Annotated in this window: 24 protein-coding genes and 2 pseudogenes; 8 read left to right on the forward strand and 18 right to left on the reverse strand. The window is 63.5% G+C overall.

Going from position 1 to position 25824, the window contains the following annotated elements:
* Positions 1 to 187: 187 nt before the first annotated feature.
* Positions 188 to 1690 (forward strand): exopolyphosphatase, encoded by a 1503-nt coding sequence (gene ppx, locus C4K27_RS29755; protein WP_009046130.1) that lies wholly within the window; start codon positions 188 to 190, stop codon positions 1688 to 1690.
* Positions 1691 to 1791: 101 nt separating this feature from the next.
* Here the strand turns inward: ppx and ppk1 are convergent, their stop codons facing one another.
* Both ppk1 and hemB read right to left on the reverse strand, forming a co-directional pair.
* Positions 1792 to 4011 (reverse strand): polyphosphate kinase 1, encoded by a 2220-nt coding sequence (ppk1, locus tag C4K27_RS29760; protein ID WP_009046131.1) that lies wholly within the window; start codon positions 4009 to 4011, stop codon positions 1792 to 1794.
* An 18-nt stretch (positions 4012 to 4029) separates the two neighbouring features.
* Positions 4030 to 5043 carry a porphobilinogen synthase gene (hemB, locus tag C4K27_RS29765; RefSeq protein WP_053263062.1) on the reverse strand — a complete coding sequence of 338 codons (1014 nt, stop codon included), beginning with the start codon at positions 5041 to 5043 and terminating at the stop codon, positions 4030 to 4032.
* Between the two features lie 207 nt (positions 5044 to 5250).
* Here hemB and C4K27_RS29770 point away from each other — a divergent pair, with 207 nt between their 5' ends.
* On the forward strand, positions 5251 to 5883 hold the full coding sequence (locus tag C4K27_RS29770; RefSeq protein WP_007926712.1) for a DedA family protein: 633 nt from the start codon (positions 5251 to 5253) through the stop codon (positions 5881 to 5883).
* On the opposite strand, the pseudogene C4K27_RS29775 reads toward C4K27_RS29770, so the two are convergent.
* Positions 5864 to 6318 (reverse strand): annotated as a pseudogene (locus C4K27_RS29775) (sterol desaturase family protein); the annotation flags it as partial. The gene C4K27_RS29770 and the pseudogene C4K27_RS29775 overlap by 20 nt on opposite strands.
* A gap of 197 nt (positions 6319 to 6515) precedes the next feature.
* Between C4K27_RS29775 and elbB the strand changes: the two are divergent.
* A complete protein-coding gene (elbB, locus tag C4K27_RS29780; protein ID WP_053263064.1) occupies positions 6516 to 7184 on the forward strand; it encodes an isoprenoid biosynthesis glyoxalase ElbB in 669 nt (222 codons plus the stop codon).
* 42 nt (positions 7185 to 7226) lie between these two features.
* Here the strand turns inward: elbB and C4K27_RS29785 are convergent, their stop codons facing one another.
* From C4K27_RS29785 to C4K27_RS29805, 5 genes are all read right to left on the reverse strand, one after another.
* On the reverse strand, positions 7227 to 7682 hold the full coding sequence (locus C4K27_RS29785; protein ID WP_053263065.1) for a YaiI/YqxD family protein: 456 nt from the start codon (positions 7680 to 7682) through the stop codon (positions 7227 to 7229).
* 104 nt (positions 7683 to 7786) lie between these two features.
* Positions 7787 to 9685, reverse strand: a complete 1899-nt coding sequence (locus tag C4K27_RS29790) for an FTR1 family protein (RefSeq protein ID WP_053263066.1) — start codon at positions 9683 to 9685, stop codon at positions 7787 to 7789.
* Positions 9686 to 9945: 260 nt separating this feature from the next.
* Positions 9946 to 10578 carry a LysE family transporter gene (locus C4K27_RS29795; RefSeq protein ID WP_007926706.1) on the reverse strand — a complete coding sequence of 211 codons (633 nt, stop codon included), beginning with the start codon at positions 10576 to 10578 and terminating at the stop codon, positions 9946 to 9948.
* 238 nt (positions 10579 to 10816) lie between these two features.
* Positions 10817 to 11398, reverse strand: a complete 582-nt coding sequence (locus tag C4K27_RS29800; protein ID WP_053263067.1) for a mechanosensitive ion channel family protein — start codon at positions 11396 to 11398, stop codon at positions 10817 to 10819.
* Positions 11398 to 13308, reverse strand: a complete 1911-nt coding sequence (locus C4K27_RS29805) for an ATP-binding cassette domain-containing protein (RefSeq protein ID WP_053263068.1) — start codon at positions 13306 to 13308, stop codon at positions 11398 to 11400. Before C4K27_RS29805 ends, C4K27_RS29800 begins: the two co-directional genes overlap by 1 nt.
* A gap of 50 nt (positions 13309 to 13358) precedes the next feature.
* On the opposite strand from C4K27_RS29805, the gene C4K27_RS29810 reads away from it, so the two are divergent.
* Complete coding sequence (locus C4K27_RS29810) at positions 13359 to 13823, forward strand: TIGR02444 family protein (RefSeq protein ID WP_053263069.1); 465 nt, start codon at positions 13359 to 13361, stop codon at positions 13821 to 13823.
* Here C4K27_RS29810 and C4K27_RS29815 read toward each other — a convergent pair.
* Complete coding sequence (locus tag C4K27_RS29815; protein WP_081002348.1) at positions 13820 to 14965, reverse strand: AlgP family protein; 1146 nt, start codon at positions 14963 to 14965, stop codon at positions 13820 to 13822. The genes C4K27_RS29810 and C4K27_RS29815 overlap by 4 nt on opposite strands.
* Positions 14966 to 15158: 193 nt before the next feature.
* Here C4K27_RS29815 and C4K27_RS29820 point away from each other — a divergent pair, with 193 nt between their 5' ends.
* On the forward strand, positions 15159 to 15824 hold the full coding sequence (locus C4K27_RS29820) for an FKBP-type peptidyl-prolyl cis-trans isomerase (protein WP_053263070.1): 666 nt from the start codon (positions 15159 to 15161) through the stop codon (positions 15822 to 15824).
* A gap of 62 nt (positions 15825 to 15886) precedes the next feature.
* Here the strand turns inward: C4K27_RS29820 and C4K27_RS29825 are convergent, their stop codons facing one another.
* The 8 genes and pseudogenes from C4K27_RS29825 to C4K27_RS31830 form a co-directional block, all read right to left on the reverse strand.
* Positions 15887 to 16345 (reverse strand): Rsd/AlgQ family anti-sigma factor, encoded by a 459-nt coding sequence (locus tag C4K27_RS29825; protein ID WP_007926697.1) that lies wholly within the window; start codon positions 16343 to 16345, stop codon positions 15887 to 15889.
* Between the two features lie 208 nt (positions 16346 to 16553).
* Complete coding sequence (locus tag C4K27_RS29830; RefSeq protein WP_053263071.1) at positions 16554 to 17075, reverse strand: disulfide bond formation protein B; 522 nt, start codon at positions 17073 to 17075, stop codon at positions 16554 to 16556.
* 163 nt (positions 17076 to 17238) lie between these two features.
* Positions 17239 to 18477, reverse strand: a complete 1239-nt coding sequence (locus C4K27_RS29835) for a heme biosynthesis protein HemY (protein WP_053263072.1) — start codon at positions 18475 to 18477, stop codon at positions 17239 to 17241.
* Complete coding sequence (locus C4K27_RS29840) at positions 18474 to 19613, reverse strand: uroporphyrinogen-III C-methyltransferase (RefSeq protein ID WP_053263073.1); 1140 nt, start codon at positions 19611 to 19613, stop codon at positions 18474 to 18476. The genes C4K27_RS29835 and C4K27_RS29840 overlap by 4 nt, the downstream gene beginning before the upstream one ends.
* Positions 19614 to 19630: 17 nt before the next feature.
* Positions 19631 to 20398 carry a uroporphyrinogen-III synthase gene (locus tag C4K27_RS29845; RefSeq protein ID WP_053263074.1) on the reverse strand — a complete coding sequence of 256 codons (768 nt, stop codon included), beginning with the start codon at positions 20396 to 20398 and terminating at the stop codon, positions 19631 to 19633.
* Positions 20395 to 21336, reverse strand: coding sequence for a hydroxymethylbilane synthase (gene hemC / locus C4K27_RS29850; protein ID WP_007926692.1), 942 nt, complete (start codon positions 21334 to 21336; stop codon positions 20395 to 20397). Before hemC ends, C4K27_RS29845 begins: the two co-directional genes overlap by 4 nt.
* Before the next feature lie 140 nt (positions 21337 to 21476).
* Positions 21477 to 22223 carry a LytR/AlgR family response regulator transcription factor gene (locus C4K27_RS29855; protein WP_016703190.1) on the reverse strand — a complete coding sequence of 249 codons (747 nt, stop codon included), beginning with the start codon at positions 22221 to 22223 and terminating at the stop codon, positions 21477 to 21479.
* Positions 22220 to 22624, reverse strand: a pseudogene (locus C4K27_RS31830) (sensor histidine kinase); the annotation flags it as partial. The gene C4K27_RS29855 and the pseudogene C4K27_RS31830, both read right to left, overlap by 4 nt.
* A gap of 190 nt (positions 22625 to 22814) precedes the next feature.
* On the opposite strand from C4K27_RS31830, the gene argH reads away from it, so the two are divergent.
* On the forward strand, positions 22815 to 24209 hold the full coding sequence (gene argH / locus C4K27_RS29860) for an argininosuccinate lyase (protein WP_053263075.1): 1395 nt from the start codon (positions 22815 to 22817) through the stop codon (positions 24207 to 24209).
* 70 nt (positions 24210 to 24279) lie between these two features.
* Here argH and C4K27_RS29865 read toward each other — a convergent pair whose 3' ends face one another.
* Entirely contained in the window at positions 24280 to 24936 is a 657-nt protein-coding gene (locus tag C4K27_RS29865) for a glutathione S-transferase family protein (RefSeq protein WP_053263076.1), read from the reverse strand.
* Between the two features lie 125 nt (positions 24937 to 25061).
* Between C4K27_RS29865 and C4K27_RS29870 the strand changes: the two genes are divergently transcribed.
* Entirely contained in the window at positions 25062 to 25358 is a 297-nt protein-coding gene (locus C4K27_RS29870) for a hypothetical protein (protein ID WP_053263077.1), read from the forward strand.
* A 186-nt stretch (positions 25359 to 25544) separates the two neighbouring features.
* Positions 25545 to 25790: a TIGR02647 family protein gene (locus C4K27_RS29875; RefSeq protein ID WP_007926676.1), complete on the forward strand. Its 246-nt coding sequence runs from the start codon at positions 25545 to 25547 to the stop codon at positions 25788 to 25790.
* Positions 25791 to 25824: the final 34 nt, after the last annotated feature.

The raw sequence follows: 25824 nt of genomic DNA on the forward strand, positions 1-25824 counted from the left end.
GTCGCAGGGCCTCCCTGGGCTCTCAAGAACAGCGCCTGCTGCGCAGTCGGTCGCAGCCTGCGGCAGCGGCTACAGGGAGCTGTGGCGTAAGGATTCATGCGTTGAATCAACGCATTGGACACTGCGCGTTGGCGCGAGCGATTGATCGTGGCAGGATGGCAAGGTTATCGACCGAGACCCCCAAACCATGCCGCAAACCCAAGCCAAGAATCTGTCCCTGATCGCCGCCATCGACCTGGGCTCCAACAGCTTTCACATGGTCGTGGCCAAGGCTCACCATAATGAAATCCGCATTCTCGAGCGGCTCGGTGAAAAGGTTCAGCTGGCCGCCGGGATCGACGAAGACCGTCAACTCAACGAAGAATCCATGCAACGCGGGCTCGATTGCCTGAAGCGCTTCGCCCAACTGATCAACGGCATGCCCCTGGGCGCGGTACGCATCGTCGGCACCAACGCCCTGCGCGAAGCCCGCAACCGCGGCGAATTCATCCGCCGCGCCGAGGAAATCCTCGGCCACCCGGTGGAAGTCATCTCCGGTCGTGAAGAAGCCCGCCTCATCTACCTGGGCGTGTCCCATACCCTCGCCGATACCCCGGGCAAGCGCCTGGTCGCCGACATCGGCGGCGGCAGTACCGAATTCATCATTGGCCAGCGCTTCGAGCCGCTGCTGCGCGAAAGCCTGCAGATGGGCTGCGTCAGCTTCACCCAGCGCTATTTCCGCGACGGCAAGATCACCCCGGCGCGCTACGCCCAGGCCTACACCGCAGCGCGCCTGGAAATCATGAGCATCGAACACGCCCTGCATCGCCTGACCTGGGATGAAGCCATCGGCTCCTCGGGCACCATCCGCGCCATTGGCCTGGCGCTCAAAGCCGGCGGCCACGGCAGTGGCGAAGTCAACGCCGAAGGCCTGGCTTGGCTCAAGCGTCGGCTGTTCAAGCTGGGCGATGCCGAGAAAATCGACTTCGAAGGCATCAAGCCGGATCGCCGGGCGATCTTCCCCGCCGGCCTGGCGATTCTCGAAGCCATCTTCGACGCCCTCGAACTGCAGCGCATGGACCATTGCGAAGGCGCCCTGCGCGAAGGCGTGCTCTACGACCTGCTGGGCCGCCATCACCACGAAGACGTGCGCGAGCGCACTCTGGGCTCGTTGATGGAGCGTTATCACGTCGACCTGGAACAGGCCGCCCGGGTCGAGCGCAAGGCGCTCCACGCCTTCGACCAGGTGGCCGAGGACTGGGACCTGGAGGACGGCGTCTGGCGCGAACTGCTGGGCTGGGCCGCCAAGGTCCATGAAGTGGGCCTGGATATCGCCCACTACCATTACCACAAGCACGGCGCCTACCTGATCGAGCACTCGGACCTCGCCGGCTTCTCCCGCGAAGACCAGCAAATGCTCGCGCTACTGGTACGCGGTCACCGCCGCAACATTCCCAAGGACAAGTTCGCCGAATTCGGCGAGGAAGGCAGCAAGCTGATCCGCCTGTGCGTGCTGCTGCGTTTCGCCATCCTGTTCCACCACATCCGCGGTACCCAGGAAATGCCCCAGGTGAAGCTGCACGCCGCCGGCGACAGCCTGGAGGTGATGTTCCCGGCAAACTGGCTCGACGAGAACCAGCTGACCCAGGCCGACTTCGCCCTGGAAGCGGAATGGCTGACCCGGGTCGGGATCACCCTCAACGTGCACTGAAACGCCCCGCACAAAAAAGCCGGCTTGCCGGCGATGGGCTCCTTCCAAAGGGCACCATCGCCGGCAAGCCGGCTTTTTCATGGGCTGAATAAGCCCCGGGCTCAGCGCACCGCCAGCACCGGGTTGCTCAGGCGCTCCAGCAGGGTGGCCTGGGCGCTGCGCGGGTTCTGGTTGCCGGTCGGGGTGTTGCGGATATAGCGACCGTCCGACTGCAGGCTCCAGCTGTGGGTGTTATCGGTGAGATAACTTTCCAGCTCCTTCTTGACCCGCAGGATCAGCTTCTTGCCCTCGACCGGGAAGCAAGTCTCGACGCGCTTGTCGAGGTTGCGCTCCATCCAGTCGGCACTGGAGAGGAACATCTGCTCCTCGCCGCCATTGAGGAAGTAGAACACCCGGGTGTGCTCCAGGAAGCGGCCGATGATCGAGCGCACATGGATATTGTGCGACACGCCGGCGATCCCCGGACGCAGGCAGCACATGCCCCGCACCACCAGGTCGATGCGCACGCCCGACTGGCTGGCCTTGTACAGCGCGCGGATGATCTTCGGATCGGTCAGCGAGTTGAACTTGGCGATGATGTGCGCCGGCTTGCCGTCGAGGGCGAACTGGGTCTCCCGGGCAATCATGTCGAGCATGCCCTTCTTCAGGGTGAAGGGCGCGTGCAGCAGCTTCTTCATGCGCAGGGTCTTGCCCATGCCGATCAACTGGCTGAAGAGCTTGCCGACGTCCTCGCACAAGGCGTCGTCGGAGGTCAGCAGGCTGTAGTCGGTATACAGGCGGGCGTTGCCGGCATGGTAGTTACCGGTGCCCAGGTGGGCGTAGCGCACGATCTCACCGGCTTCGCGCCGCAGGATCAACATCATCTTGGCGTGGGTCTTGAAGCCGACCACGCCGTAGATCACCACCGCGCCGGCCGCTTGCAGGCGGCTGGCCAGTTGCAGGTTGGACTCTTCGTCGAAGCGCGCGCGCAACTCGATCACCGCGGTGACTTCCTTGCCGTTACGCGCCGCATCCACCAGCGCATCGACGATTTCCGAGTTGGCGCCGGAGCGGTACAGGGTCTGGCGCACCGCCAGCACATGCGGATCCTTGGCCGCCTGACGCAGCAGGTCGACCACCGGGGTGAAGGACTCGAACGGGTGCAGCAGCAGGATGTCCTGCTTGCTGATCACGCTGAAGATGTTCTCGCTGTTCTGCAACAGCTTGGGAATCTGCGGGGTGAACGGCGTGTATTGTAGCTCCGGGTGGCTGTCCAGGCCGGTGATGCTGAACAGGCGCGTCAGGTTCACCGGACCGTTGACCTGGTACAGCTCGGTCTCGCTCAGGTTGAACTGCTTGAGCAGGTAGTCGGACAGGTGTTTCGGGCAAGTGTCGGCCACTTCCAGACGCACCGCGTCGCCGTAACGACGGGAGAACAGCTCGCCGCGCAGGGCGCGGGCCAGGTCTTCGACGTCCTCGGTGTCCACCGCCAGGTCGGCGTTGCGGGTCAGGCGGAACTGATAGCAGCCCTTTACCTTCATGCCCTGGAACAGGTCATCGGCGTGGGCGTGGATCATCGACGAGAGGAACACATAGTTGTCGCCAGGGCCGCCGACTTCTTCCGGCACCTTGATGATCCGCGGCAGCAGGCGCGGCGCCGGGATGATCGCCAGGCCGGAGTCGCGACCGAAGGCGTCGATCCCTTCGAGTTCGACGATGAAGTTCAGGCTCTTGTTCACCAGCAGCGGGAACGGGTGCGTCGGGTCGAGGCCGATCGGGGTGATGATCGGCGCGATCTCGTCGCGAAAGTAACGACGGACCCAGGTCTTGAGCTTGGTGGTCCAGTAACGGCGACGGATGAAGCGGACCTGATGTTTCTCAAGCTCCGGCAACAGGATGTCGTTGAGGATCGCGTACTGGCGGTCGACGTGACCGTGCACCAGGTCGCTGATGCGCGCCAGGGCCTGGTGCGGCTGCAGGCCATCGGCACCGGCCTGTTCACGGGCGAAGGTGATCTGCTTCTTCAGGCCGGCGACGCGGATCTCGAAGAACTCGTCCAGGTTGCTGGAGAAGATCAGCAGGAACTTCAGGCGCTCCAGCAACGGATAGGACTCATCCAGCGCCTGCTCCAGCACGCGGATGTTGAACTGCAGTTGCGACAGCTCGCGATGGATATACAGGCTGCTGTCATCCAGGCTCGGGATGACCAGGGTCGGCATCGCCACATGCGGTGCGTCCGCTTGCACCGGCGGGGCTTCCAGCTCCGGTGGTGTTTCAACGACCTGCTCGACCACGGGTTGAGCTTCTTTTACGGCAACTTCAGTGAGTCCTTCGGTATTCATCGCGTGTTCCTGGGAGGGCTATTTTTGCTCTCGTAACAATTGAGCAGCACGAACGGCAAAGTAAGTCAGGATGCCATCGGCACCCGCGCGTTTAAAGGCGGTCAAGGATTCGAGAATAACCCCTTCGCTCAACCAGCCATTCTGGATCGCCGCCATGTGCATGGCGTATTCGCCGCTGACCTGATAGACAAAAGTCGGCACCTTGAATTCATCCTTGACCCGCCAAAGGATGTCCAGGTACGGCATGCCCGGCTTGACCATGACCATGTCCGCGCCTTCGGCGAGGTCGGCGGCCACTTCATGCAGGGCTTCGTGGCTGTTGGCCGGGTCCATCTGGTAGGAGGCCTTGTTGGCCTTGCCCAGGTTCAGCGCCGAGCCGACCGCATCGCGGAACGGACCGTAATAGGCGCTGGCGTACTTGGCCGAATAGGCCATGATCCGCACGTTGACATGCCCGGCCAACTCCAGGGCTTCGCGGATCGCCTGGATGCGGCCGTCCATCATGTCCGAAGGCGCGACCACCTGGGCGCCGGCTTCGGCATGGGACAGGGCTTGCTTGACCAGTGCATCGACGGTGATGTCGTTCTGCACATAGCCTTCTTCGTCGAGGATGCCGTCCTGACCGTGGGTAGTGAACGGGTCGAGCGCCACGTCGGTGATCACCCCCAGTTCAGGGAAACGCTCACGCAGCGCGCGGGTGGCGCGCTGGGCAATGCCTTCCGGGTTCCAGGCTTCGGCGGCGTCCAGCGACTTGAGATCCGCCGGGGTCACCGGGAACAAAGCCAGCGCGGGAATCCCCAGCTCGACCCACTTCGCCGCTTCCTCCAGCAGCAGGTCGATGGTCAGGCGTTCGACGCCCGGCATCGAGGCCACCGCTTCCCGACGACTCTCACCGTCGAGCACGAATACCGGCAGGATCAGGTCATCGGTGGTCAGGACGTTTTCACGCACCAGGCGACGAGAAAAATCATCACGGCGATTGCGACGCAGGCGAGTGGCGGGAAACAAACGGTTGGCTGGGGTAAAGCTCACGACAGACTCCTGAGCCCGCACAGGCGGGCGAGCGTGACAGTTATAAGCGCCCATTATGACGAACGGATGACAGTTGTGCTTAACCCTGTGACCGGTAGTCGCAGCTATTGTCCAGCCAGCATTTGTTCACGTCGAGACACATTTGGATACTTTCCTCCATGGGCCCGAAGGGTTAGGCTGCGCGTTCATTTCGCCAGCATCCAGACAATGCTCCAACAATTTCTTCAGGAATTCGGCTACTTCGCCCTCTTTCTCGGCACATTCTTCGAAGGCGAGACCATCCTGGTCCTGGCCGGCTTCCTCGCGTTTCGCGGATACATGGACATCAACCTGGTGGTGGTCGTGGCGTTCTTCGGCAGCTATGCCGGCGACCAGCTGTGGTACTTCCTGGGACGCAAGCACGGGCGCAAGCTGCTGGCGCGCAAGCCGCGCTGGCAATTGATGGGCGATCGTGCGCTGGAGCATATCCGCAAACATCCGGACATCTGGGTGCTGAGTTTCCGCTTCGTTTACGGCCTGCGTACCGTGATGCCGGTGGCCATCGGCCTGTCGGGGTATCCGCCGGGACGTTATCTGTTGCTCAACGGCATTGGCGCGGCGATCTGGGCCGCAGCCCTGGCCGCCGCGGCCTATCACTTCGGCGCCGTGCTCGAAGGCATGCTGGGCAGCATCAAGAAGTACGAACTGTGGGTGCTCGGCGCCTTGCTGGTCCTGGGTTTCGCCCTGTGGCTGCGCCGCCGCTTCAAAAATGCGCGACTGGCCAAGGCGATCTACGAAGCCGAACAGGTCAAGCAGAACGAGCAGAGCGATTGCTGCAAGTCTAAGACGCCAGTCGAGTAAGACGACCCCGGCAGCAGTAAAGCGCAATGCCACTGAGCAGGCTGTAACTGATCAGGCCGACCCAGCCCAAGGCGCTGGCCGGCCACAGCCCGACCAGAGGCGCCAGCCACACCAGCGGCAGATTCGACGCCAGCCGCAGCAGCTCCCTCTTCAACGCCCACGGGCGATTCTCCAGCGCCACCCCCAATACGAACAGACCAAAGGCCATGGCGCTCCAGCCCAGCATCAGGTAGCTGCCAAGAGCCGCGTACACCGCGCATCGTCAGCAAACTGCAGATTGGCCCACACCGGGTTCCAGCTGGCCAGGGGCGTGGTGACGCCGAAGACCACCGGCTCGTTGTCGTCCGCCTCCTGAAAGGTGCCGAACAGCCGGTCCCAAATAATGAACACGCCGCCGTAGTTGCGATCCATGTAGAGAGCGTCCGCGACCCGATAGTTGTTCCCCCGCCAGCGGTCGGCCAGCAGCTCGAGGACTATCAGCACGAAGAAGAACTGCGCCGCATACAGAATGAAATTCATCACACGACCTGATCGCAATCCTGATCGAAGATTAGGTCGGGCGGCGGGATAACCCTATGGCAACGGGCAACAAATTAGTGGACATTTAACGCCATGAATCTGGAGAAAAAACCATGAGCAAAAAAGTTGCAGTGATCCTTTCCGGCTGTGGCGTCTACGACGGTGCCGAGATCCATGAAAGCGTCATCACCCTGCTGCGCCTGGACCAGCGTGGCGCCCAGGTGCAGTGCTTCGCCCCGAACATCGCCCAGCTGCATGTGATCAACCACCTGACCGGTGAAGAGATGCCCGAATCGCGCAATGTCCTGGTGGAATCGGCGCGCATCGCCCGCGGCCAAGTCAAAGACATCCGCGAGGCCAACGCCGAAGACTTCGACGCGCTGATCGTGCCTGGCGGTTTTGGCGCGGCGAAAAACCTTTCCAACTTCGCCGTGGAAGGGGCCGGCTGCACGGTCCAGCCGGATGTCCTGGCACTGACCGAAGCCTTCGCCGAAGCCGGCAAGCCGGTGGGCCTGATCTGCATCTCGCCGGCATTGGCGGCGAAGATCTATGGCCCGGGCGTCACCTGCACCATCGGCAACGACGCCGACACCGCGGCCGCCGTCAGCAAGATGGGCGCGACCCATGCAGAGTGCACCGTCGGCGACATCATCGAGGACAAGGCGCGCAAGCTGGTCAGCACCCCGGCCTACATGCTCGCGCAGTCCATCAGCGAAGCCGCGGCCGGAATCAATAAGCTGGTGGATCGGGTGCTGGAACTGACCCACGAAAACGACAAGTAACCCAAAAGCCGTGGCGAGCGGCAAGCGCCCTCGCGGGAATTGTCAGGCCTGACGCGCCAGCCGCGTCAGGATCCGGTCCAGGGCATTGGCGAAGGCCTGCTTCTCGCGATCCCCATAAGCGCCTTGCCCGCCACCGACCTGCCCCTGCTCGCGCAGATCGGTAAACAGGTTACGCACCGCCAGCCGCTCGCCCATGTTCTGCGCATCGAACTCCTTGCCCCGCGGGTCGAGGGCGGCGACGCCCTTCTTCACCAGCCGGTCGGCCAGGGGCACGTCGCTGCAGATCACCAGTTCGCCCGGCACCGCGTGTTCCACCAGATAATCGTCAGCCGCATCCGGGCCGCTGGGCACCACGATCAGCTTGACGCAGGCAAAGGCCGGCTTGATCTGCGGCTGCCCCGCCACCAGCACCAGCTCGAACTGGCGCTTGAGGGCAAACCTCACCACCTGATCCTTCGCCGCCTTGGGGCAGGCGTCGGCATCGATCCACACACGCATTGCGTGACTCCTCCTGAAAAGCATCGCGGGCAAGCCTCGCGCCTACAGTTCTCGATGAACCGTAGGCACAAGGCTTGCCCGCGATAATGAGCGAAACGGATGCCTCAGGAAACCTGGGTCCGCCGTTTCTCGGCGATGCGGCTGCGACTGTAGAGCACGATGATCGCCACGATCGCCACCGCCTGTGCCGTCAGCGAGTAGGCATCGGCGTGAATGCCCAGCCAGTCGAAGTCGAAGAACGCCACCGGCCGCGTACCGAAGATTCCAGCCTCCTGCAGCGCCTTGACACCATGCCCGGCAAACACCACCGACAAGGCGCACAGCAACGCCGCGTTGATGCCGAAGAACAGCGCCAGCGGCAACTTGGCCGAACCGCGCAGGATCACCCAGGCCAGGCCGACCAGCAGCACCAGCGCCGTGGCGCCGCCGGCCAGCACTGCGTTGTGGCCCGCCGGGCCGGCCTGCAGCCACAGGGTTTCGTAGAACAGGATCACCTCGAACAGCTCGCGATAGACCGAGAAGAACGCCAGCACCGCAAAACCGAAACGGCCGCCGCCGCCCACCAGGCTGCTCTTGATGTAGTCCTGCCAGGCCGCGGCGTGCCGGCGGTCGTGCATCCACACCCCGAGCCAGAGCACCATGACACTGGCGAACAAGGCCGTGGCGCCTTCCAGCAACTCGCGCTGGGAGCCGCTGACGTCGATCACATACGCCGCCAGCGCCCAGGTCGCCAGGCCGGCCAGCAACGCCAGCCCCCAACCGACGTTGACGCTGCGTACCGCCGACTGCTGGCCGGTATTGCGCAGGAAGGCCAGGATCGCCGCCAGCACCAGGATCGCTTCCAGGCCTTCGCGCAGCAGGATCAGCAGGCCAGAAATGTAGCTCAGGGACCAGCTCAGGCCATCGCTGCCCAGCAGGCCCGCCGACTCTTTCAGCTTGGCCTTGGCGGCATCCAGGCGCTGCTCGGCCTGCTCTGCCGGCAAGCCGTCCTGCAGCGCCTGACGGTAGGCCATCAGGGCTTTCTCGGTGTCCTTGCGCACATTGGCATCGACGTTGTCGAGGGAGCTTTCCACCAGCTCGAAGCCTTCCAGGTACGCCGCCACCGACAGGTCGTAGGCTTGTTCGCGGTCACCGGCGCGGTAGGCGGTCAGGCTCTTGTCCAGGGTCGAGGCAGTGTAGTCGAGCAGTTGCGCCGGGCCGCGCTTGACCTGTGGCGGCTGGGCGCGCTGGGCCCGGAAGGTGGCCGCGGCCTGCGGGCCTTCGGCGGCCTGCACTTCGCTTGGGGTCTGGCGGGCCAGGTCGGCGAGGTTGTAGCTCTTGTCACCCTTCGCCGCGGCCGGGTCGGCAGTGAAGCCGGCGATATAGGTCGCCAGGTCCCAGCGCTGGCGGTCATCCAGCTGATCGGCGAACGACGGCATGTCGGTGCCTTCGACGCCCAGGCCGAGGGTGTTGTAGATCGCGTAGAGGCTCAGGTGATCCGTGCGCGCCGCATCCCGCAGGTTGGCCGGTGGCGGCGTCAGGCCGACCCCAGCCGGGCCATCGCCGGCACCGGTGTCGCCGTGACACACCGAGCAATGCTGGGCATACAAAGGCGCGCCACGGCTCGGGTCCGGAGTGATGATCGGCGCCTGGCTGACCTCATAGGCCACCGCCAGCTTGGCGCCCAGCTGCCGCGCCTGACGGGCGACGAGGGCGCCGTCCGCCTTGGCCTTGACCGCGTCGTTCAGGCTGGCGATGCCCTGCTCCAGCTCGGCCTTCTCCGGCTTGGCCGGCAAATCGGCGACCAGCCCCTGCAACACGCCGAGAAACTCGACCTGTTCACGGTACTCGGAGTCGTCAATGACCTTGCCCGCCTCGACTGTCGGAGGGTAGTCCGCGCCAATGTAGTCGAGCAGGTGCAGCGCCTTGGGCGCGCCTTCTACGGTGTCCGCCAGCAGGTTGGCGCTGCACAGGGCCAATACCGGCAGCACGAGCCACGCCAGGAAACGGGAGGGGGCAGTCATGAACGAATCTCAAATGGAAATACGAAGTAACACATTGTTCACTTCCAATGAGTTTCACTCAAGCTCTGTCATACAGACACCCAGGCGCCGTGGTTCCTGATGCCGGGCCAAAGCCTTGAATCACCTGGGGTCCGGGGTTTCCTGAACAAAGATGAAATAAATCCGGGCGCGGCCGGGACGGGTTCATGCTCGCGGTTTCCCTGAGGCGCACGCACAAAAAAGGCGCCCTCGATGGGCGCCTTTTTTATGTGACCGGCCTCTTAGACCGGCGCTTTGCGAATGGTCGCCAGCAACCCGGCGGCGCCGAGGAACAGACCGGCGAAGGTGCGGTTCATGCGCCGTTGCTGGGTAGGCGTGCGCAGCAGGCGCAGGACCTTGGAGGCCAGGCCGGTGTAGCCGGCCATGACGATCAGGTCGACGGCAATCATGGTCGCGCCGAGGATCAGGTACTGCTTCACCAGCGGTGCGTGAGGATCGATGAACTGCGGCAGGACCGCCAGCATGAACACCAGCGCCTTGGGGTTGCTGATGTTGACCAGGAACCCGCGGAACACCAGCGCCAGCGGTTTGCCGATCGGTCGGATCGCGGCGTCGTCGCTCAGGTCGCTGGGCAGCGCGCGCCACTGTTTGACCGCGAGGTAGACCAGATAAGCCACGCCGAACCATTTGATCGCGTAAAAGGCGGTCGAGGATGCCGCGAGAATCGCCCCCACGCCGGCGGCGACAATCGCAATCTGCATGGCCAGGCCCAGTTGCAGGCCCAGGGCGTTCCAGTAACCGCGCCAGAAACCGTATTGCAGACCGCAAGACATCGACGCAATCGCGCCGGCCCCCGGGGAAAGGCTGATCACCCAGCAGGCGGCAAAAAACGCCAGCCATGTCTCAAGAACCATCGCACACCTCGGCTCGAATTCGTCGTAGATGCCTAAGCTAATGCGCCGGCGGGCGGATGACCATAGATTTTTGTCGGACAGGCATCGCCGGCCACCTGTAGCCACTGCCGAAGGCTGCGATAGGCCGGGGTCGCGCTCGACACGCAGGAGCTTCCTGCGATCTCAAGAGCACGTCTGCGTCGCAGCCGATCGCAGCCTCGCGATGCTCGGCTGCGGCTACAGAGACGGCGCAGCAGGACTATTTCTCGCCGGAGCCCACCGACAGCGCATCGCTACCGCGCCAGCGGCGCACCGAACGCTGGAAGAACAGGCTGTTGGGCACTTGCACCATGACGCCGCCGGTGCCGGCTTCCTCGGCCTCGATCAACGAGGTGTACAGCAGGTTGATTGCCACCACCCGGCCCTTGATGCCCGGTTTGTCGAGGGTATCCACCAGTTCGACCACATCGCCGATGCGGAAAGGGCCCACGGTGAAGATCAGGATGGCGCAGAGCAGATTGGACAGCACGCTCCACATGGCGAAGAAGGCCACCGCAGCCACGGCGACAAAACCGGACAGGGCAGTCCAGAGCACCGTCGCCGACACCCCGAGCCGCTCCAGGACGAAGATCAGCGCGCTGCCCATGATCAGCCAGCGCAAGCCGCCGCGCAGCGGCATCAGCAACTGCGGCGGGAACGGGTAACGTTCACCCAGGCGGGTCAGGCAGCGCGCGACAAACCGCTGGGTGACGTAGCCAGCCAGCAGGATCAGCAGGATTTGCACGGTGACCCACAGCGGCTCGACCCACGTGATAGGCACAGGCAACTTGAACGCTTCCATCAGGACAAGGCTTCCAGTTCCGCCTGCATGCTTTCCAGCAGTTCCAGGGCTTCCATCCAGGCCTCTTCCAGTTCGCCTTCGCGCACCTTCAGCCTGGCCTGTTCGGCCAGCAGATCACGCAACTCGTCCTTGCGCGCGGCTTCGTAGATACCACTGTCGCCGAGGCTGGCTTCGATTTTCGCCAGCCGCTCGTGGACCTTGCCCAGCTCGGTTTCCAGCTTGTCGGCTTCGCGCTTGTGCGGCGCCAGCTGCTGGCGCAGGGCCGCGGCGGCCTGGCGCTGGGCCTTCTTGTCGGTCTTGTCCGGGTTGACCGTGGTCGTGCTGACCGGCGCGTTGCGCTGGCGGTAGTCCACCAGCCAGCGCGCGTAGTCGTCCAGGTCGCCGTCGAACTCTTCGACCTTGCCGTCGGCCACCAGGTAGAAGTTGTCGGTGGTGCTTTTCAACAGGTGACGGTCGTGGGAGACCACCAGCACCGCGCCGCTGAACTCTTGCAAGGCCATGGTCAGGGCCAGGCGCATCTCCAGGTCCAGGTGGTTGGTCGGTTCGTCGAGCAGCAGCAGGTTCGGGCGGTCCCAGGCAATCAGGGCCAGGGCCAGGCGCGCCTTTTCGCCACCGGAGAAATTCAGCACCGGCTCGTCGATACGCGCGCCGCGGAAGTCGAAACCACCGAGGAAGTCGCGCAGGGTCTGCTCGCGCTCGGTCGGCGCCAGGCGCTGCAAATGCAGCAACGGGCTGGCCTTGGCATCGAGCGAGTCCAGCTGGTGCTGGGCGAAATAACCGACCACGGTATTCTCGCCGCGGGTCAGGCGGCCGCCCAGGGGCGACAGCTCGCCGGAGAGGTTCTTGATCAGGGTCGACTTGCCCGCACCGTTGGGGCCGAGCAGACCGATGCGCGCACCCGGGGTCAGTTGCAGCTTGACCTTCTCCAGCACGGTCTTCTCGCCGTAACCCAGACGGGCATCGGACAGGTCGAGCAGCGGGCTGGAGATCTTTTCCGACTCGCGGAAAACGAAGTCGAACGGCGAGTCGACGTGGGCGGCGGACAGCTCTTCCATCCGCTCCAGGGCCTTGATCCGGCTCTGGGCCTGGCGGGCCTTGGTGGCCTGGGCCTTGAAGCGCGCAATGTACTTTTCCATGTGCGCGCGTTGCGCCTGCTGCTTCTCATAGGCTTGCTGCTGTTGCGCCAGGCGTTCGGCACGGGCGCGCTCGAAGGCGCTGTAGCCACCGCGATAGAGGGTGATCTTGCGCTGATCGACGTGAGCCACATGGTCGACCACGGCATCGAGGAAATCGCGGTCGTGGGAAATCAGCAGCAAAGTGCCGGGGTAGCCCTTGAGCCAGTCCTCCAGCCAGAGGATCGCATCGAGGTCCAAGTGGTTGGTCGGTTCGTCGAGCAACAGCAGGTCCGACGGGCACATCAGCGCCTGCGCCAGGTTCAGGCGCATCCGCCAGCCACCGGAGAAGTCGCCGACCTGGCGGTCCATCTGCTCGTTGCTGAAACCCAGGCCGGCCAGCAGCTTGCGCGCCCGGGCGTCGGCGGTATAACCGTCGGCGCTGTCCAGCTCGGCATGCAGGCGCGCCAGGGCCGCACCGTCATGGGCCGCTTCGGCGGCGGCCAGCTCACGCTGCACCTGACGCAGGCGCAGGTCGCCATCGAGCACGTAGTCGACCGCCAGCCGCTCGAGGGTATCGACCTCCTGGCGCATATGGGCGATGCGCCAGTCGGCGGGCAGGAAGCAGTCGCCCGAATCCGGGTGCAACTCGCCACGCAGCAAGGCGAACAGGCTGGATTTGCCGGCGCCGTTGGCACCGATCAGGCCGGCTTTCTGGCCGGCGTGCAGGGTCAGCTCGGCGTCTTCTAGCAGACGTTGCGGACCACGCTGTAAAGTCAGGTTCTGAAGTCGAATCATAATGGCGGCGGAGTCTACCAGCTTCGTTCGCAACTGGCGCGAGTAGCACTATGTCCTCTGACCTGTGGAGCTTCACCCTCAAGACCTACGCCCGCCCGGGCGTCGAAGAAGCCTGCCTGAACCTTCAGGCGGCCGGGGCCAATGTCTGCCTTCTACTCTGCGCGGCCTGGCTCGGCGCGCGCGGGGTGGCCTGCACTTCGCAGCGCCTGCAACAGCTGCGAACCCTGGGCCAGCCCTGGCACGACGAAGTCGTCAGGCCGCTGCGCGAGCTGCGCACGCAATGGCGCCCGGCCGCGAGCGCGGATCCGGAACTGACGGTCTTGCGCGAACAGGTCAAGGCATTGGAACTGGAGGCCGAGCGGCAACTGCTGCTGCGCCTGGAGGCGCTGGCGGGAGAATGGTCGGAGGGTGAAGCGCAGGATCTGACGGACTGGCTGGAAGGACTGGCGGCCGAAGCCGCCAACCTCAACCGCGACGCGCTGCAGGCGCTGTGCGTCGCGGTGACCGGCGCTTAGGAAGCGCTGGTTGGCGTGGTGCTGGCGGGAGCGGCAGTCGGAGCTGGCGCAGCAGTCGCCGCTGGAGCTGGCGAAGAGACCGGTGCCGTCGGCTTGGCTGCCGGAGTTGCCGGGGTGGCTGGTTTGGCGGCGGCTGGAGCGGTGGCCGGTTTGGCAGCAGCAGGCTTGGCGGCGGCTGGCTTCTTCGCGGCTGGTTTTGCAGCCGGCTTGGCGGCTGGTTTGGCTGCAGCCGGTTTAGCGGCTGCTGGCTTGGCGGCAGTGGAAGCCGCTGGCTTGGCTGCTGCAGGTTTAGCTGCCGGTTTGGCCGCGGGTTTCGCTGCTGCCTTCACCGGAGCTTTGGCCGCAGCCGGTTTGGCGGCCGGCTTCGCAGCCGTTTTTGCCGCTACCGGTTTAGCCGCTGGCTTGGCAGCAGCAGGCTTGGCCGCTGCGGTTTTAGCCGCTGGCTTGGCGGCGGGTTTGGCCGCTGGTTTTGCTGCAGCCGGTTTGGCAGCCGCCGTTTTCGCAACGGGTTTGGCAGCAGGTTTCGCAGGTGCTTTTGCAGGTGCTTTTGCAGCAGCCGGTTTAGCCGCTGGCTTGGCAGCTGCAGGTTTGGCGGCGGCGGTTTTTGCCACTGGCTTGGCGGCAGGTTTGGCAGCCGGTTTGCTGGCAGCTTTTGCCGGTGCTTTAGCGGCAGGTTTGGCCGGGGCTTTTGCCGCCGGCTTGGCTGCGGCTTTCTGTGCTGGAGCGGCAGCCGGTTTGGCGGAGCGAGTGCTCAGCACCTTGGCTGCGGCTTCTTTCACACGACCGACGCCCTGGGCCAGTTTCAGGCTTTCCTGAGCGTCGCGCTTGAGTTGCAGAATGTAGGCGCGGGTTTCGGATTGACGTGCCTTGAGTGCATCGAGCAGGTCTTCAAGTTCTTTCACTGCGTCCTTGGCTTTGGCTTGTGCCTTGGCCTTGCCGGCCGCCGCGGCGTCCTGCAATTTGGTGCGCGATTTGTGCAGTTTTTCCTGTGCCTTACCGCGTTGCTTTTCCAGTTTGGCGAGCAGTTTTTCAGCATCAGCCAAGGCTTGGGAACAAGCGTTTTCCAAATGTTCGAGCAGGCTGCTCGAAAGCTGTTGGAGCAAATGCAACGGAGTATTTACAGGCTTCTTATTGGCCGACATGGTTTACCTCCTGGCTGACGTGAGTTGCGGCTCATACTAGACCTCTGCTGCTACCGCCGCTAGGGCATGTTGACAGTATCGAATGCCATGCGTTGCAGAGGATCGAAAATGTTCTTCGCGCACAAGAAAGTTACTCACCAGCCGCCACATCCACGCTGGCATAATCCACCTTGTCTCAGGCCGGAGAACGCCTATGTCGCGTTACCTTTTTTTATCCTTGTGTGTGTTGTTGCCACTGGCTCAGGCCGCCGAAGATTCGCAAAAAAACGATGCTCACGATCTCGCCTACAGCCTGGGCGCCAGCCTCGGTGAGCGCCTGCGCCAGGAGGTGCCGGACCTGCAGATCCAGGCATTGGTGGAGGGCTTGAAACAGGCCTACCAAGGCAAGCCCCTGGCACTCAAGGACGAGCGTATCGAACAGATCCTCGCCCAGCATGAAGCACAGGTCAGCGAGCAAGCAGACAAGCCGCGAATCGAAGTGGCGCTGGAAAACGAACAGCGTTTTCTCTCGGCCGAAAAGGCCAAGCCGGGCGTACGCGAACTGGAGAACGGCATCCTGTTGACCGAGCTGGCACCCGGCAACGGAGTACGGCCGGGAGCCAATGGTTCGGTACAGGTTCGCTACACCGGACGCCTGCCTGACGGCACAGTATTCGATCAGAATCAGCAGCCGCAGTGGTTTCGCCTGGACAGTGTGATTGCCGGATGGCGCAGCGCCTTGCAGCAGATGCCGACGGGGGCGAAGTGGCGCCTGGTGATTCCTTCGGCCCAGGCTTACGGCGCCGATGGCGCGGGCGACCTGATCGCGCCTTACACGCCACTGGTGTTTGAAATCGAGCTGCTGGGGGCTACCGGTTAGGGGGCGCAGAAACGAAAAACGGTGCGCAATGCGCACCGTTTCGGTAAAGCTTTCGCTGCAAGTCAGGCCTGAACGGCGGCCTCTTCCTTGTGAGCGTTGTGCAGCACTTCGATCAGGCAATCTTCCAGCTCGAAGCGTTCATGCAACAGACCACCCAGCTCCTTGAACTTCTCCGCCACGCATTTTCCTTCGTCGCACAGATCGTTGAACGCCAGCAGCTTTTCAGTGATGACATCGATCCGTGGATAAATGGTTTCGGCCAGTTCGAGCCCGCGCTGGTCATTGAAGGCCTTGGCCTCGCCGGTCAACTGTTCGTAGATTTCAAAGTGGCCGGCGGAGACGTAGTCCACCAGGATTGCGCAGAACTCCTGCAGCGGCTGTCGATTTTCAGCCAGCGTCTCAGGCTCCGCGCCGAGAGCATCATAGGCCCGAACCAGTTCGTGACGCTCCTGCAACCAGCGATCGATCAGCAGATGCACTCCACCCCAGCGTTCCTGAGCATTCTGACAACTTTCGAGCATGGCGATCTCTCTTCCCTTATGGGTCATGCCGCTCTGAATCCGCCACTGGACTGAACATCAGCATCCGGCCAGGCAGAACAGCATCGAGCAACGTAATTGCGGTGACACGTGCGGGCCAGATTATGCCCGCTCGACAGCCGCTTCAAGGTACGCAGGAGATAAAGTTCATACAAGTGTTTAATCTTGCGCCCCATCGCAAATCGACGACTCAGGTCGCGGCCGCCCTGCGCCGGCCCCATGGTAGAAGCCGCGCCAGACGATAGGCGCTCAAAATCATCACAGCGATGAAAAACAGCAGGCTCCACTCCGCAGCACTCATGTCCAGCAACGTCCAGGTGACCTCCGCGCACTGCGCGGTCCCGGTGAAAACCAGCTGCAAGGCACGCCCCCAGGACAGGTTGCCGAGCATGAACGGCATGTCCGGCAAACACGCCAGCAACTGATCCGAAGGAATGTTCTGCAATAGCACATGGCGCCCTGCCGTAACGACACCCGCCAGGCTGCAGAGCAGCTCCAGCATCCAGTACAGGGCACTCGCCGGGTATTGTGGCCCCTGCAGGGCCGCGACCAGGCTGATCGAGGTCAACAGCAACGCGAAGAAACGTTGCGCCACCCACAACAGGCAAGGCTCGAGCCCAACCCCGAACTCCAGGTGAAACGAAGCCCACAGGGCCAAGGCACCGGTAAAAAACACAAGGGAGAACAGCAAGCGTGAGCCGGCCAGCGACATGGTGTATCCACAACGGAAGAAACAGGCTGCCACGGTAGAGAAAGCGCTCGGCCCTTTCAAGGCGCGCCATGACAAGATCGAGCGCGGCAAACCGGCACAGAGGCCAGATCGGGGGGAGTCGCGGGACGGGCCGCCCCTCCGGGGACGGCCCAGCCTTGCGGGCTTATACCCTGGCGGGCACCGGCAGCGGCGATGCCAGGAGGCGCTCGTCCAACAACCCCAGACCTTCCTGGAACAGCTGGTTGCTGCGCTCGGTATCGCCCAGCTGCGCCAGCAACCGGGCCAGCTCGGCACAGGCTTCAGGGTTGCGCTGCAGGCGCAGGCTGCTTTCCAGGTAGTCCCGCGCCTTGCCCCAGAGACTGGTTTGCAGGCACAGGCGGCCCAGGGTCAGCAGCAGGCTCGGGTCGTTCGGGTGGTCTTTGAGGCACTGCTCGGCGAACTGCAGTTGCCGCGCCGGGTCACTGCCCCGCAGCAAGCCGTAAAGCCGCGCCAGATGACTGTCGTACTTGCGCTTGAGAGCGACGCGCAGCACTTCTTCGGCCTCGGCCCCGGCGCCCAATTGCCGCAGTTGCTCGGCGTAGGCCAGCACCAGCTGCGGTTCCTGACGCTGAGCCGCGGTCAGTTGCTGCCAAGCGCGGTTGAGCGATTGCAGGCCGACCGTACCGTCCTCTTCGCGATGTGCCGCGAGGGTCAGGTTCTCGCCCCAGGCCCTACGTTCCAGCTCGGCCAGTTCATTGGCGGGCAGGACCTTGTCCTTGCGCAGCTCGGGCAACAGGCGAATCACCGCCGACCAATCGCCCCGCTGCTGGTGCAGACGCTGCAACTGCCGCAGCACCTGGACACTGTGCGGATGACGCTCGTGCATGGCTTGCAGGGTACTCAGGGCGCCTTCGGTATCACCGCGATCGGTCTGCAGCTGGGCATGACTCAAGGCCACCGCCAACTCAGCCTGGGGCTGGCGCTCGAGGGCACGCTCCAGCAGGCTGTCGCACTGTTCGTAATTTCCCAGCTCGTTCGCCGCCCGCGCCGCGCCGAGGTAGTACAAAAGAGGCTGGCGCTCGGCTTCCGCGGCACGATGCAAGTGCTTCTGGGCGCTGGCCCAACGGCCTTCGGCAAGATCCATCTGGCCCTGCTCGATGGCGATCTGCACGCGACGGCTGCGGTTGCGTCGCGACCAGGGATTGACCACGCCGCTGGAGGTCATCACCAGTTCGATCAGTGCCTTGATACCCCAGATCACCAGCCAGATCACCGCGACCAGCGCCAGGGTCGCCCACAGGCTCGACTCATAACGGAAGCTGTCGTAGGCAATCAGGATGTACCCGGAATGCTCGGCAATCGCCAACCCCAGCAATCCCGAGGCGGCGATCACCAGGAACAGAATCACGTACAGGCGCTTCATGGGCTGGTCTCCTGCGGGGCATTCGCAGCAGGTTTGGCCAGTGGTTTCACCGACTCTTCAGCGCTCAGGTTGCGTCGCTCCAGGTAGGCCTGAACGGCGCTCAGGGTCTTGGCCAGGTCCGGCGTCTGCACGGTGACCGGCTGTTTGCTCAGTTCGGACACGCGCTCGAGCATGAGTTTGCTCTGCGGATTGTCCTGATTGAAGTTGCCCTTCAACACGTCGCGAGCTTCCGCCAGGGCCTGGGTGTACACCGGCGCCTGGCCATTCAGAGCCGCCCATTGCGCCTGCTCCAGGGCCAGGCTCAAGGCCAGGCGCACCTGCGTCAGGCTTTGCCCGGCGAGCAACGGCCGCACATTCTTGTCCGCGTTGAAGTCGATACGAATGTAACGCGAGATCTGGTCCCACCATTGCGCCCAGCGGCTGGCGCCGTCGCCGTCGGCGGTCAGGCCCAGCAACGAATCGCCACGGTCGCGGTACTCGGGGGCCAGCTCGGTGAGCTCGGTCACCTGGTCGCGCAGTGCGCCCAGTTGCAGGAACAGCCCGGTGCGATCCGGTTGTTCGGTACTGCGCAGGGCCGCAAGGCTCTTGGCCAGCTGTTCGCGCGCGGCGAAAGAACCGGGATCGTTCTGCTCGCGCAGGATCTCGTCGGCCCCCTGCACCAGAGCCTGGGCGCTGCTGATGTCCTGCAAGGCCGAAAGACGCAGGCTGGCCAGACGCAACAGATGTTCCGCCTCGGCCAGACGCCAGTCCTTGCGGCTGGCACCCAGCACGCTCTCCAGCTTCTGACTGAGTCGCTGCTGGTCGCCCTGCAACTGCGCGACCAGACGACGGCGCTCTTCCAGCTCATCGGCCGCCGGCAACTGCTCCAGACGCGCCGTCAGGCGCTGCTCGTTGAGCTTCAGGCTCTGCGCCTCGTCACCCAGGGCCTGCAACTGCCCCAGCTGCTGTTGATTGTTGGCCTGCAGGCTGCGCACCTGCCAGACACCCCAGCCGCCGGCAGCGACGCCGGCCGCCCCCAGCAGCAGAGCGAGGATCGCCAACCCGTTGCCACGGCGCTGCGGAGCAGGGGTTGCGGGTTCAGCCGGTGCATCGACTACCGGCTGGACATCATCTTTAGGCAAGGCTGTTTCGCTCACGTATCCATCCTTTGCATTTAGAGAACGGGCACGGGTTGCTCCCGTAGCACCGTTAGCAAGGCCGCGGCGCTGGCGCCACGACAATCCACAACTTTCTCGGCCCCGGCGGCACGCGCCATCTCGGCGACCCGGGGGCTCGGTACAAACAACGGCAGCCGCGCCACCTGTGGCCAGGCCTCGCCGGCCAACTGCTGCAAGTGCTCGAAACCCTGCCCACTGCTGACCACCAGCCCATTCAAGCGTTCAGCTCGAATGCGTTGCATCAGGACCCCGTCGGCATAGCGCGGCAGGTCGCGGCGGTACAGTTCCAGATAGTCGACACTAGCACCTTGGCCGCGCAAACGCTCAGCCAGCAGCTCGCGGCCACCCTCCCCGCGCACGATCAGCACCCGCGGGTCGGGCCGTGCAATAGCCTCGCGCAACTGGGGAAGTTCAAGCAAGGCTTCGCTGTCATCGCCTTGCTCGGGAAAAAAAACATCCAGGCCGTGATCGGCCAGAATCTGCGCCGTGCCGGCACCCACACTGAACCAGCGCTGGCTCGGCGGCTGCGGCCAGAACTGCTCGAGCAGTTGCACGGCCATTCGCGCGGCCGGCTTGCTGACCACGATCACCGCGCAGTACCGGTGCAACTCAAGCATCCTGGCGTGTTGGGTATCGCCAACAGGCAGGGCTTGGATTTCCAGCAATGGCAGGCTGCTGCTGAACACCCCTGCTTCGCCCAGAACCTCAGCCAGCAGCGCCGACTCGTCCGTGGGCCGGGTCAGCAGCACACGCCAGTCGCTCACTCTTCGCCAGCCTCGCCATAGACCGCGCGCAGAATATCGTCGGCGCCCTGGGCCAGCAGATCCTCCGCGACCTGCACGCCGAGCGCCGCCGCAGCGCTACGTGGAGCACGGGCCTCGGCGCTGAGCAGCACACCGCCGCTCGGTTCGCCGACCAGGCCACGCAGCCACAGCTGGTCGCCTTCGAGTACCGCATAGCAGGCGATCGGTACCTGGCAGCCGCCATTCAGATGCTTGTTGAGGGCCCGCTCGGCGGTGACTCGATCCGCGGTATCGACATGATGCAGTGGCGCCAGCAGCTTATGGATCTCGCTGTCGGCCGTGCGGCATTCGATGCCCACCGCGCCCTGGCCGCCAGCCGGAAGGCTGTCGTCGACGCTGATCGAAGAGCTGATGCGATCTTCGAAGCCAAGACGGATCAAGCCCGCAGCGGCCAGGATGATGGCGTCGTACTCGCCGGCGTCGAGCTTGGCCAGGCGAGTATTGACGTTGCCGCGCAGGAAGCGGATCTGCAGGTCCGGACGACGAGCCAGCAACTGCGCCTGGCGACGCAGGCTGGAGGTGCCCACCACGCTGCCCACGGGCAGATCGTCGAGACTGGAATAGGTATTGGAGACAAAGGCATCGCGCGGGTCTTCACGCTCGCAGATGCAGAACAGGCCCAGGCCTTCAGGGAAGTCCATGGGCACGTCTTTCATCGAATGCACGGCGATATCCGCTTCGTTTTCCAGCAGCGCGGTTTCCAGCTCCTTGACGAACAGTCCCTTGCCGCCGATTTTCGACAACGGCGAGTCGAGCAGCTTGTCGCCGCGACTGACCATGGGCACCAGCGTCACGATCAACCCCGGGTGAGCGGCTTCCAGACGAGCTTTGACGTATTCGGCTTGCCACAAGGCCAAGGCACTTTTGCGGGTAGCGATGCGGATTTCGCGAGAGGACATGGATCAATCCGTACTGATGAAAATACGGCAGATGATAACAGCTCAGCCAAATCAGCTTTGACTTGTATCAGGAACTACAGCCCCTCCCTGGCTGCAGGAACATTGCGGGCGGGGCGCATGACCCGCCCGGCCGCCCGGATCTAGAGCTGCTGCATCATCTTGCGCACGCCGGCCACATGCCGTCGGCTGACGATCAACGCATCGCCATTGAGACCTTTGAGGAACAGCTGGAAATGCCCCAGCGGCGTACGCTGCAGGCGTTCGATGCGTTCACGGGCCACCAGGGCGTTGCGATGGATGCGCACGAAACGCTCGCCAAACTCGTCCTCCAGCGCCTTCAGGGGTTCGTCCAGCAGGACTTCGCCGCTTTCATGGCGCAAGGTCACGTATTTGTGGTCGGCAATGAAATAGACGACCTGATCCAGCGGGATCAGCTCGATACCTTTGCGGGTCCGCGCACTGATATGGCTGCGAGGGCCGCTGCCGCTTTCCGCGGCGGGCCGGGTCAGGGCCGCCAGCTGGACCCTGTTGGGGCGATCGGCCTTTTTCAGCGCCTCGAGCAGATGCTCGGAACGCACCGGTTTGAGCAGGTGACCTACCTCGCTGACATCAAAAGCCTCGAGGGCGAATTCATCAGGGGCGGCACAAAACACCACGGCTGGCGGCGCTTCGCGCTCACACAAACGGGCGGCAACCTGCAGGCCATCGAGACCCGGCATGCGGATGTCGAGAAGCACGATATCCGGCTTCAGGCTGTCGATCAGGGCCAATGCCTCTTCGCCATTGGTGGCGCTGGGCTCCAGGACACTGTATCCCTCAAGCTCACTGACCATACGGCTCAGTCGCTCGCGGGCTAGGGGTTCGTCATCAACGATCAGGACATTCATATTGCGCTGGATTCCTGCGTGAGTCTCGCACAAGGATAGCGTAGACAGGTGAAGTGACGTCCGTCACGGCGATCCACGCTAAGACTAGTGCGAGGGCCAAAAAGTGCCCCACGACGGGCACCATTATTTACCCGGGCCTGCTCGATACCGTTCAAGGCCCGCCACTGCACGACATGGTCATGGGGACTGCTGATACAGGACACAAACACCCCCTCTCTTATAGTCGGCTTCCACTCCGACCGCCTCCCTCGCGAATCGCGAGGTGGCGGCGGGACCGGAGCGCATGCGACAACGGTTGCGTAATCAGCGACCAGACTCGATGAAACATCCGGGATTGCGCTGTTCCTTCAGTCCAACTGTAGACGGTTGCCAAGACGATATTGCTCTATCGATAAATATCGTTACATCACTCCTCACACCCCGCCTTCGCTCGCCTAGTCTCTGCGCGCCCGAGGTCGGCGACAAGCGCCCGCGACCCCATGGCAGAAATAAAAACCTGCCGACCGGTGCCAGCTACAGGATTGGCAACCCTGTTATTATCCGCGGCAACTTTTCACCTCATTTCCCTTCCAGCCGATCACGAGCGAATTCATGAGCACTGACAAGACCAATCAGTCCTGGGGCGGCCGCTTCAGTGAGCCCGTCGACGCCTTCGTCGCCCGCTTCACCGCCTCCGTCACTTTCGACCAGCGCCTCTATCGTCACGACATCATGGGCTCGATCGCCCACGCCACCATGCTGGCCAAGGTCGGCGTACTGACCGATGCCGAACGCGACAGCATCATCGACGGCCTGAAAACCATCCAGGGCGAAATCGAGGCCGGCACCCTCGACTGGCGCGTCGATCTGGAAGACGTGCACATGAACATCGAGGCACGCCTGACCGACCGCATCGGCGTCACCGGCAAGAAGCTGCACACCGGCCGCAGCCGCAACGACCAGGTGGCCACCGATATCCGTCTGTGGCTGCGCGACGAAATCGATCTGATCCTGGCGGAAATCACCCGCTTGCAAAAAGGCCTGCTGGAACAGGCCGAGCGCGAAGCCGGCACCATCATGCCGGGCTTCACTCACCTGCAAACCGCGCAGCCTGTGACCTTCGGTCATCACATGCTGGCCTGGTTCGAGATGCTTAGCCGCGACTACGAGCGCCTGGTCGATTGCCGCAAGCGCACCAACCGCATGCCGCTGGGCAGCGCCGCACTGGCCGGCACCACCTACCCGATCGACCGCGAGCTGACCTGCCAACTGCTGGGCTTCGACGCCGTCGGTGGCAACTCGCTGGACAATGTGTCTGATCGCGATTTCGCCATTGAGTTCTGCGCCGCCGCCAGCGTGGCCATGATGCACCTGTCGCGCTTCTCCGAAGAGCTGGTGCTGTGGACCAGCGCGCAGTTCCAGTTCATCGATCTGCCCGACCGTTTCTGCACCGGCAGCTCGATCATGCCGCAAAAGAAAAACCCGGACGTTCCGGAGCTGGTTCGTGGCAAGAGCGGCCGCGTGTTCGGCGCCCTGATGGGCCTGCTGACCCTGATGAAGGGCCAGCCCCTGGCCTACAACAAGGACAACCAGGAAGACAAGGAACCGCTGTTCGACGCTGCCGACACCCTGCGTGACTCACTGCGGGCCTTCGCCGACATGATTCCGGCGATCAAGCCCAAGCACGCGATGATGCGCGAAGCGGCACTGCGCGGTTTCTCCACCGCCACCGACCTGGCGGACTACCTGGTGCGCCGTGGCCTGCCATTCCGCGATTGCCACGAGATCGTCGGCCACGCCGTGAAGTATGGCGTGGAGACCGGCAAGGACCTGGCGGAAATGAGCCTGGAGGAACTGCGCAAGTTCAGCGACCAGATCGACCAGGACGTGTTTGCCGTGCTGACCCTGGAAGGCTCGGTCAATGCCCGAGACCACATCGGCGGCACGGCCCCGGCTCAAGTCAAGGCGGCGGTGGTTCGCGGCCAGGCGTTGCTGAGCAGCCGCTAAAAGCTAGCGCGGGCAAGCCACGCTCCTGCTAAGAGCGTGGCTTGCCCGCAGTCAGCGACCTGAAACCTTCCTACTTCTTGCTGGCGATCATCGCCAGGAACTGCGGCATCGCCGCGTCCTTGTCCGCCGCGACCCGCTGCACATTGGGCATCTGCTCCAAACGCGCCATCAAGGCCTTGGCTGCCGGTATTTCGGCCAGATAGTCCACACCGAACAGCTTCTGCCCTACCGCGCAGGCCAGGCTCACGCTGTACAGGAAATACAGGTCCGCCACGCTCAGGCTGCTGCCCGCCACATAAGGGGCGAACTTGCCGTGCCTGGCCAGCGAGGCGAACCCCTGCACCAGCTCGTTGCGGGACTTCTCCTTGATAGCCTCGGGGACCGCCATCCCGAAGAACGCCTCGCCGTAACAGGCCCGCGCCGGCAACTCGATGTAAAGCTCGATCTCCTTGGCCAGCGCCAGCACCTGGGCACGCGCGAACGGGTCACTGGGCAGCAGCGCCGGCCCAGGCTGGCTTTCAAGGTATTCGAGGATCACGCTGGTTTCATTGATAAAGCCCTGCTCCACCCTTAGCACCGGCACCTTGCCGCGCGGGCTGATGGCCAACGCCTCAGGGCTTTGTCCGGCGTAGAACGGCACTTCCTCGAAAGGCAGATCTTTTTCCAGCAATGCCAGTTTCACCATGTTGTAGTAATTGCTGACGGCGAATCCATAAAGCTTGAGCATCACATAGCCTCCAGGCCGGGTGCGGGGTTGGCAGCCACTCTTATAGATCCTCGACAGCCGACTGGCCAGCAGCATCAGGCTCCTGAATACGGGTAAACTGGCGACCTTTCCTTGAGGAGCCTGCCATGAGCGAGCCAACCCCCGGTATCAGCAACGACGACAGCGACGAAGAAGCGTTCGCCGAAAACACCCTGATCGAAGCGATCGAAAACCAGATCGAAAGCGACAACCCGCCCGCGGCCAAGGCCACCTTCAATAAGCTGACCCTGGTCGGGTATGAGCGTGACGAAATCCTCAACCTCATGGCTCACGTCCTGGCAGTGGAAATCGACGCGATCCTCGAAGAAGACCGCGCGTTCGACACCCAATGGTACGAAGCCGCGCTGCGCGCCCTGCCCGAGCTGCCGCCCGAGAAGAAATAAGCCCGCCACGCCTCGCGTCCGCCCCTGGCCGGCGCGATGGCGAGCCTTGACTACACTGGTACGCGCCCTGCGGCCAAATACCGCCGCCCAGGGGCGTAAAAGTCCGCAGCGGACACTGGACAGGCTGCCCAACTGCGGTCACCTTAAGGACGCTGTCGTCTAATTCCTAGAAAGTCTGGAGTCCTTATGTCGTATACCCCTGAGTTGGTTGCCGAACTGGAAATCCTTGCACTCTTCAACCTGGACAGTTCCCAGGAAGGCCTGAAAATCCATCAGACCGCTGCCCCCCAAGCTATCGCCGCCGCACGACGCCTGTTCGAAAAAGAGCTCATTACCCAGCCCGATGGTGGTTACCTGACCAGCCTGGGCCGCGATGCCGCCGAGCATGCCCAAGGCCTGCTGACCATTCTGACGGTCAAAGAAGCCGCCTGAACGCTTTCCCCTACGGCCCTCGGAATCCCCGCCT

The sequence above is a fragment of the Pseudomonas chlororaphis subsp. chlororaphis genome, from assembly GCF_003945765.1.
GTDB lineage: Bacteria > Pseudomonadota > Gammaproteobacteria > Pseudomonadales > Pseudomonadaceae > Aquipseudomonas > Aquipseudomonas chlororaphis.

Bases quoted from the DNA above. Each gene is read 5' to 3' on its own strand.
- ppx (WP_009046130.1), top strand. From the start codon at position 188: ATGCCGCAAACCCAAGCCAAGAATCTGTCCCTGATCGCCGCCATCGAC.
- ppk1 (WP_009046131.1), bottom strand. From the start codon at position 4,011: ATGAATACCGAAGGACTCACTGAAGTTGCCGTAAAAGAAGCTCAACCC.
- C4K27_RS29770 (WP_007926712.1), top strand. From the start codon at position 5,251: ATGCTCCAACAATTTCTTCAGGAATTCGGCTACTTCGCCCTCTTTCTC.
- elbB (WP_053263064.1), top strand. From the start codon at position 6,516: ATGAGCAAAAAAGTTGCAGTGATCCTTTCCGGCTGTGGCGTCTACGAC.
- C4K27_RS29785 (WP_053263065.1), bottom strand. From the start codon at position 7,682: ATGCGTGTGTGGATCGATGCCGACGCCTGCCCCAAGGCGGCGAAGGAT.
- C4K27_RS29790 (WP_053263066.1), bottom strand. From the start codon at position 9,685: ATGACTGCCCCCTCCCGTTTCCTGGCGTGGCTCGTGCTGCCGGTATTG.
- C4K27_RS29795 (WP_007926706.1), bottom strand. From the start codon at position 10,578: ATGGTTCTTGAGACATGGCTGGCGTTTTTTGCCGCCTGCTGGGTGATC.
- C4K27_RS29800 (WP_053263067.1), bottom strand. From the start codon at position 11,398: ATGGAAGCGTTCAAGTTGCCTGTGCCTATCACGTGGGTCGAGCCGCTG.
- C4K27_RS29805 (WP_053263068.1), bottom strand. From the start codon at position 13,308: ATGATTCGACTTCAGAACCTGACTTTACAGCGTGGTCCGCAACGTCTG.
- C4K27_RS29810 (WP_053263069.1), top strand. From the start codon at position 13,359: ATGTCCTCTGACCTGTGGAGCTTCACCCTCAAGACCTACGCCCGCCCG.
- C4K27_RS29815 (WP_081002348.1), bottom strand. From the start codon at position 14,965: ATGTCGGCCAATAAGAAGCCTGTAAATACTCCGTTGCATTTGCTCCAA.
- C4K27_RS29820 (WP_053263070.1), top strand. From the start codon at position 15,159: ATGTCGCGTTACCTTTTTTTATCCTTGTGTGTGTTGTTGCCACTGGCT.
- C4K27_RS29825 (WP_007926697.1), bottom strand. From the start codon at position 16,345: ATGCTCGAAAGTTGTCAGAATGCTCAGGAACGCTGGGGTGGAGTGCAT.
- C4K27_RS29830 (WP_053263071.1), bottom strand. From the start codon at position 17,075: ATGTCGCTGGCCGGCTCACGCTTGCTGTTCTCCCTTGTGTTTTTTACC.
- C4K27_RS29835 (WP_053263072.1), bottom strand. From the start codon at position 18,477: ATGAAGCGCCTGTACGTGATTCTGTTCCTGGTGATCGCCGCCTCGGGA.
- hemC (WP_007926692.1), bottom strand. From the start codon at position 21,336: ATGTCCTCTCGCGAAATCCGCATCGCTACCCGCAAAAGTGCCTTGGCC.
- C4K27_RS29855 (WP_016703190.1), bottom strand. From the start codon at position 22,223: ATGAATGTCCTGATCGTTGATGACGAACCCCTAGCCCGCGAGCGACTG.
- argH (WP_053263075.1), top strand. From the start codon at position 22,815: ATGAGCACTGACAAGACCAATCAGTCCTGGGGCGGCCGCTTCAGTGAG.
- C4K27_RS29865 (WP_053263076.1), bottom strand. From the start codon at position 24,936: ATGCTCAAGCTTTATGGATTCGCCGTCAGCAATTACTACAACATGGTG.
- C4K27_RS29870 (WP_053263077.1), top strand. From the start codon at position 25,062: ATGAGCGAGCCAACCCCCGGTATCAGCAACGACGACAGCGACGAAGAA.
- C4K27_RS29875 (WP_007926676.1), top strand. From the start codon at position 25,545: ATGTCGTATACCCCTGAGTTGGTTGCCGAACTGGAAATCCTTGCACTC.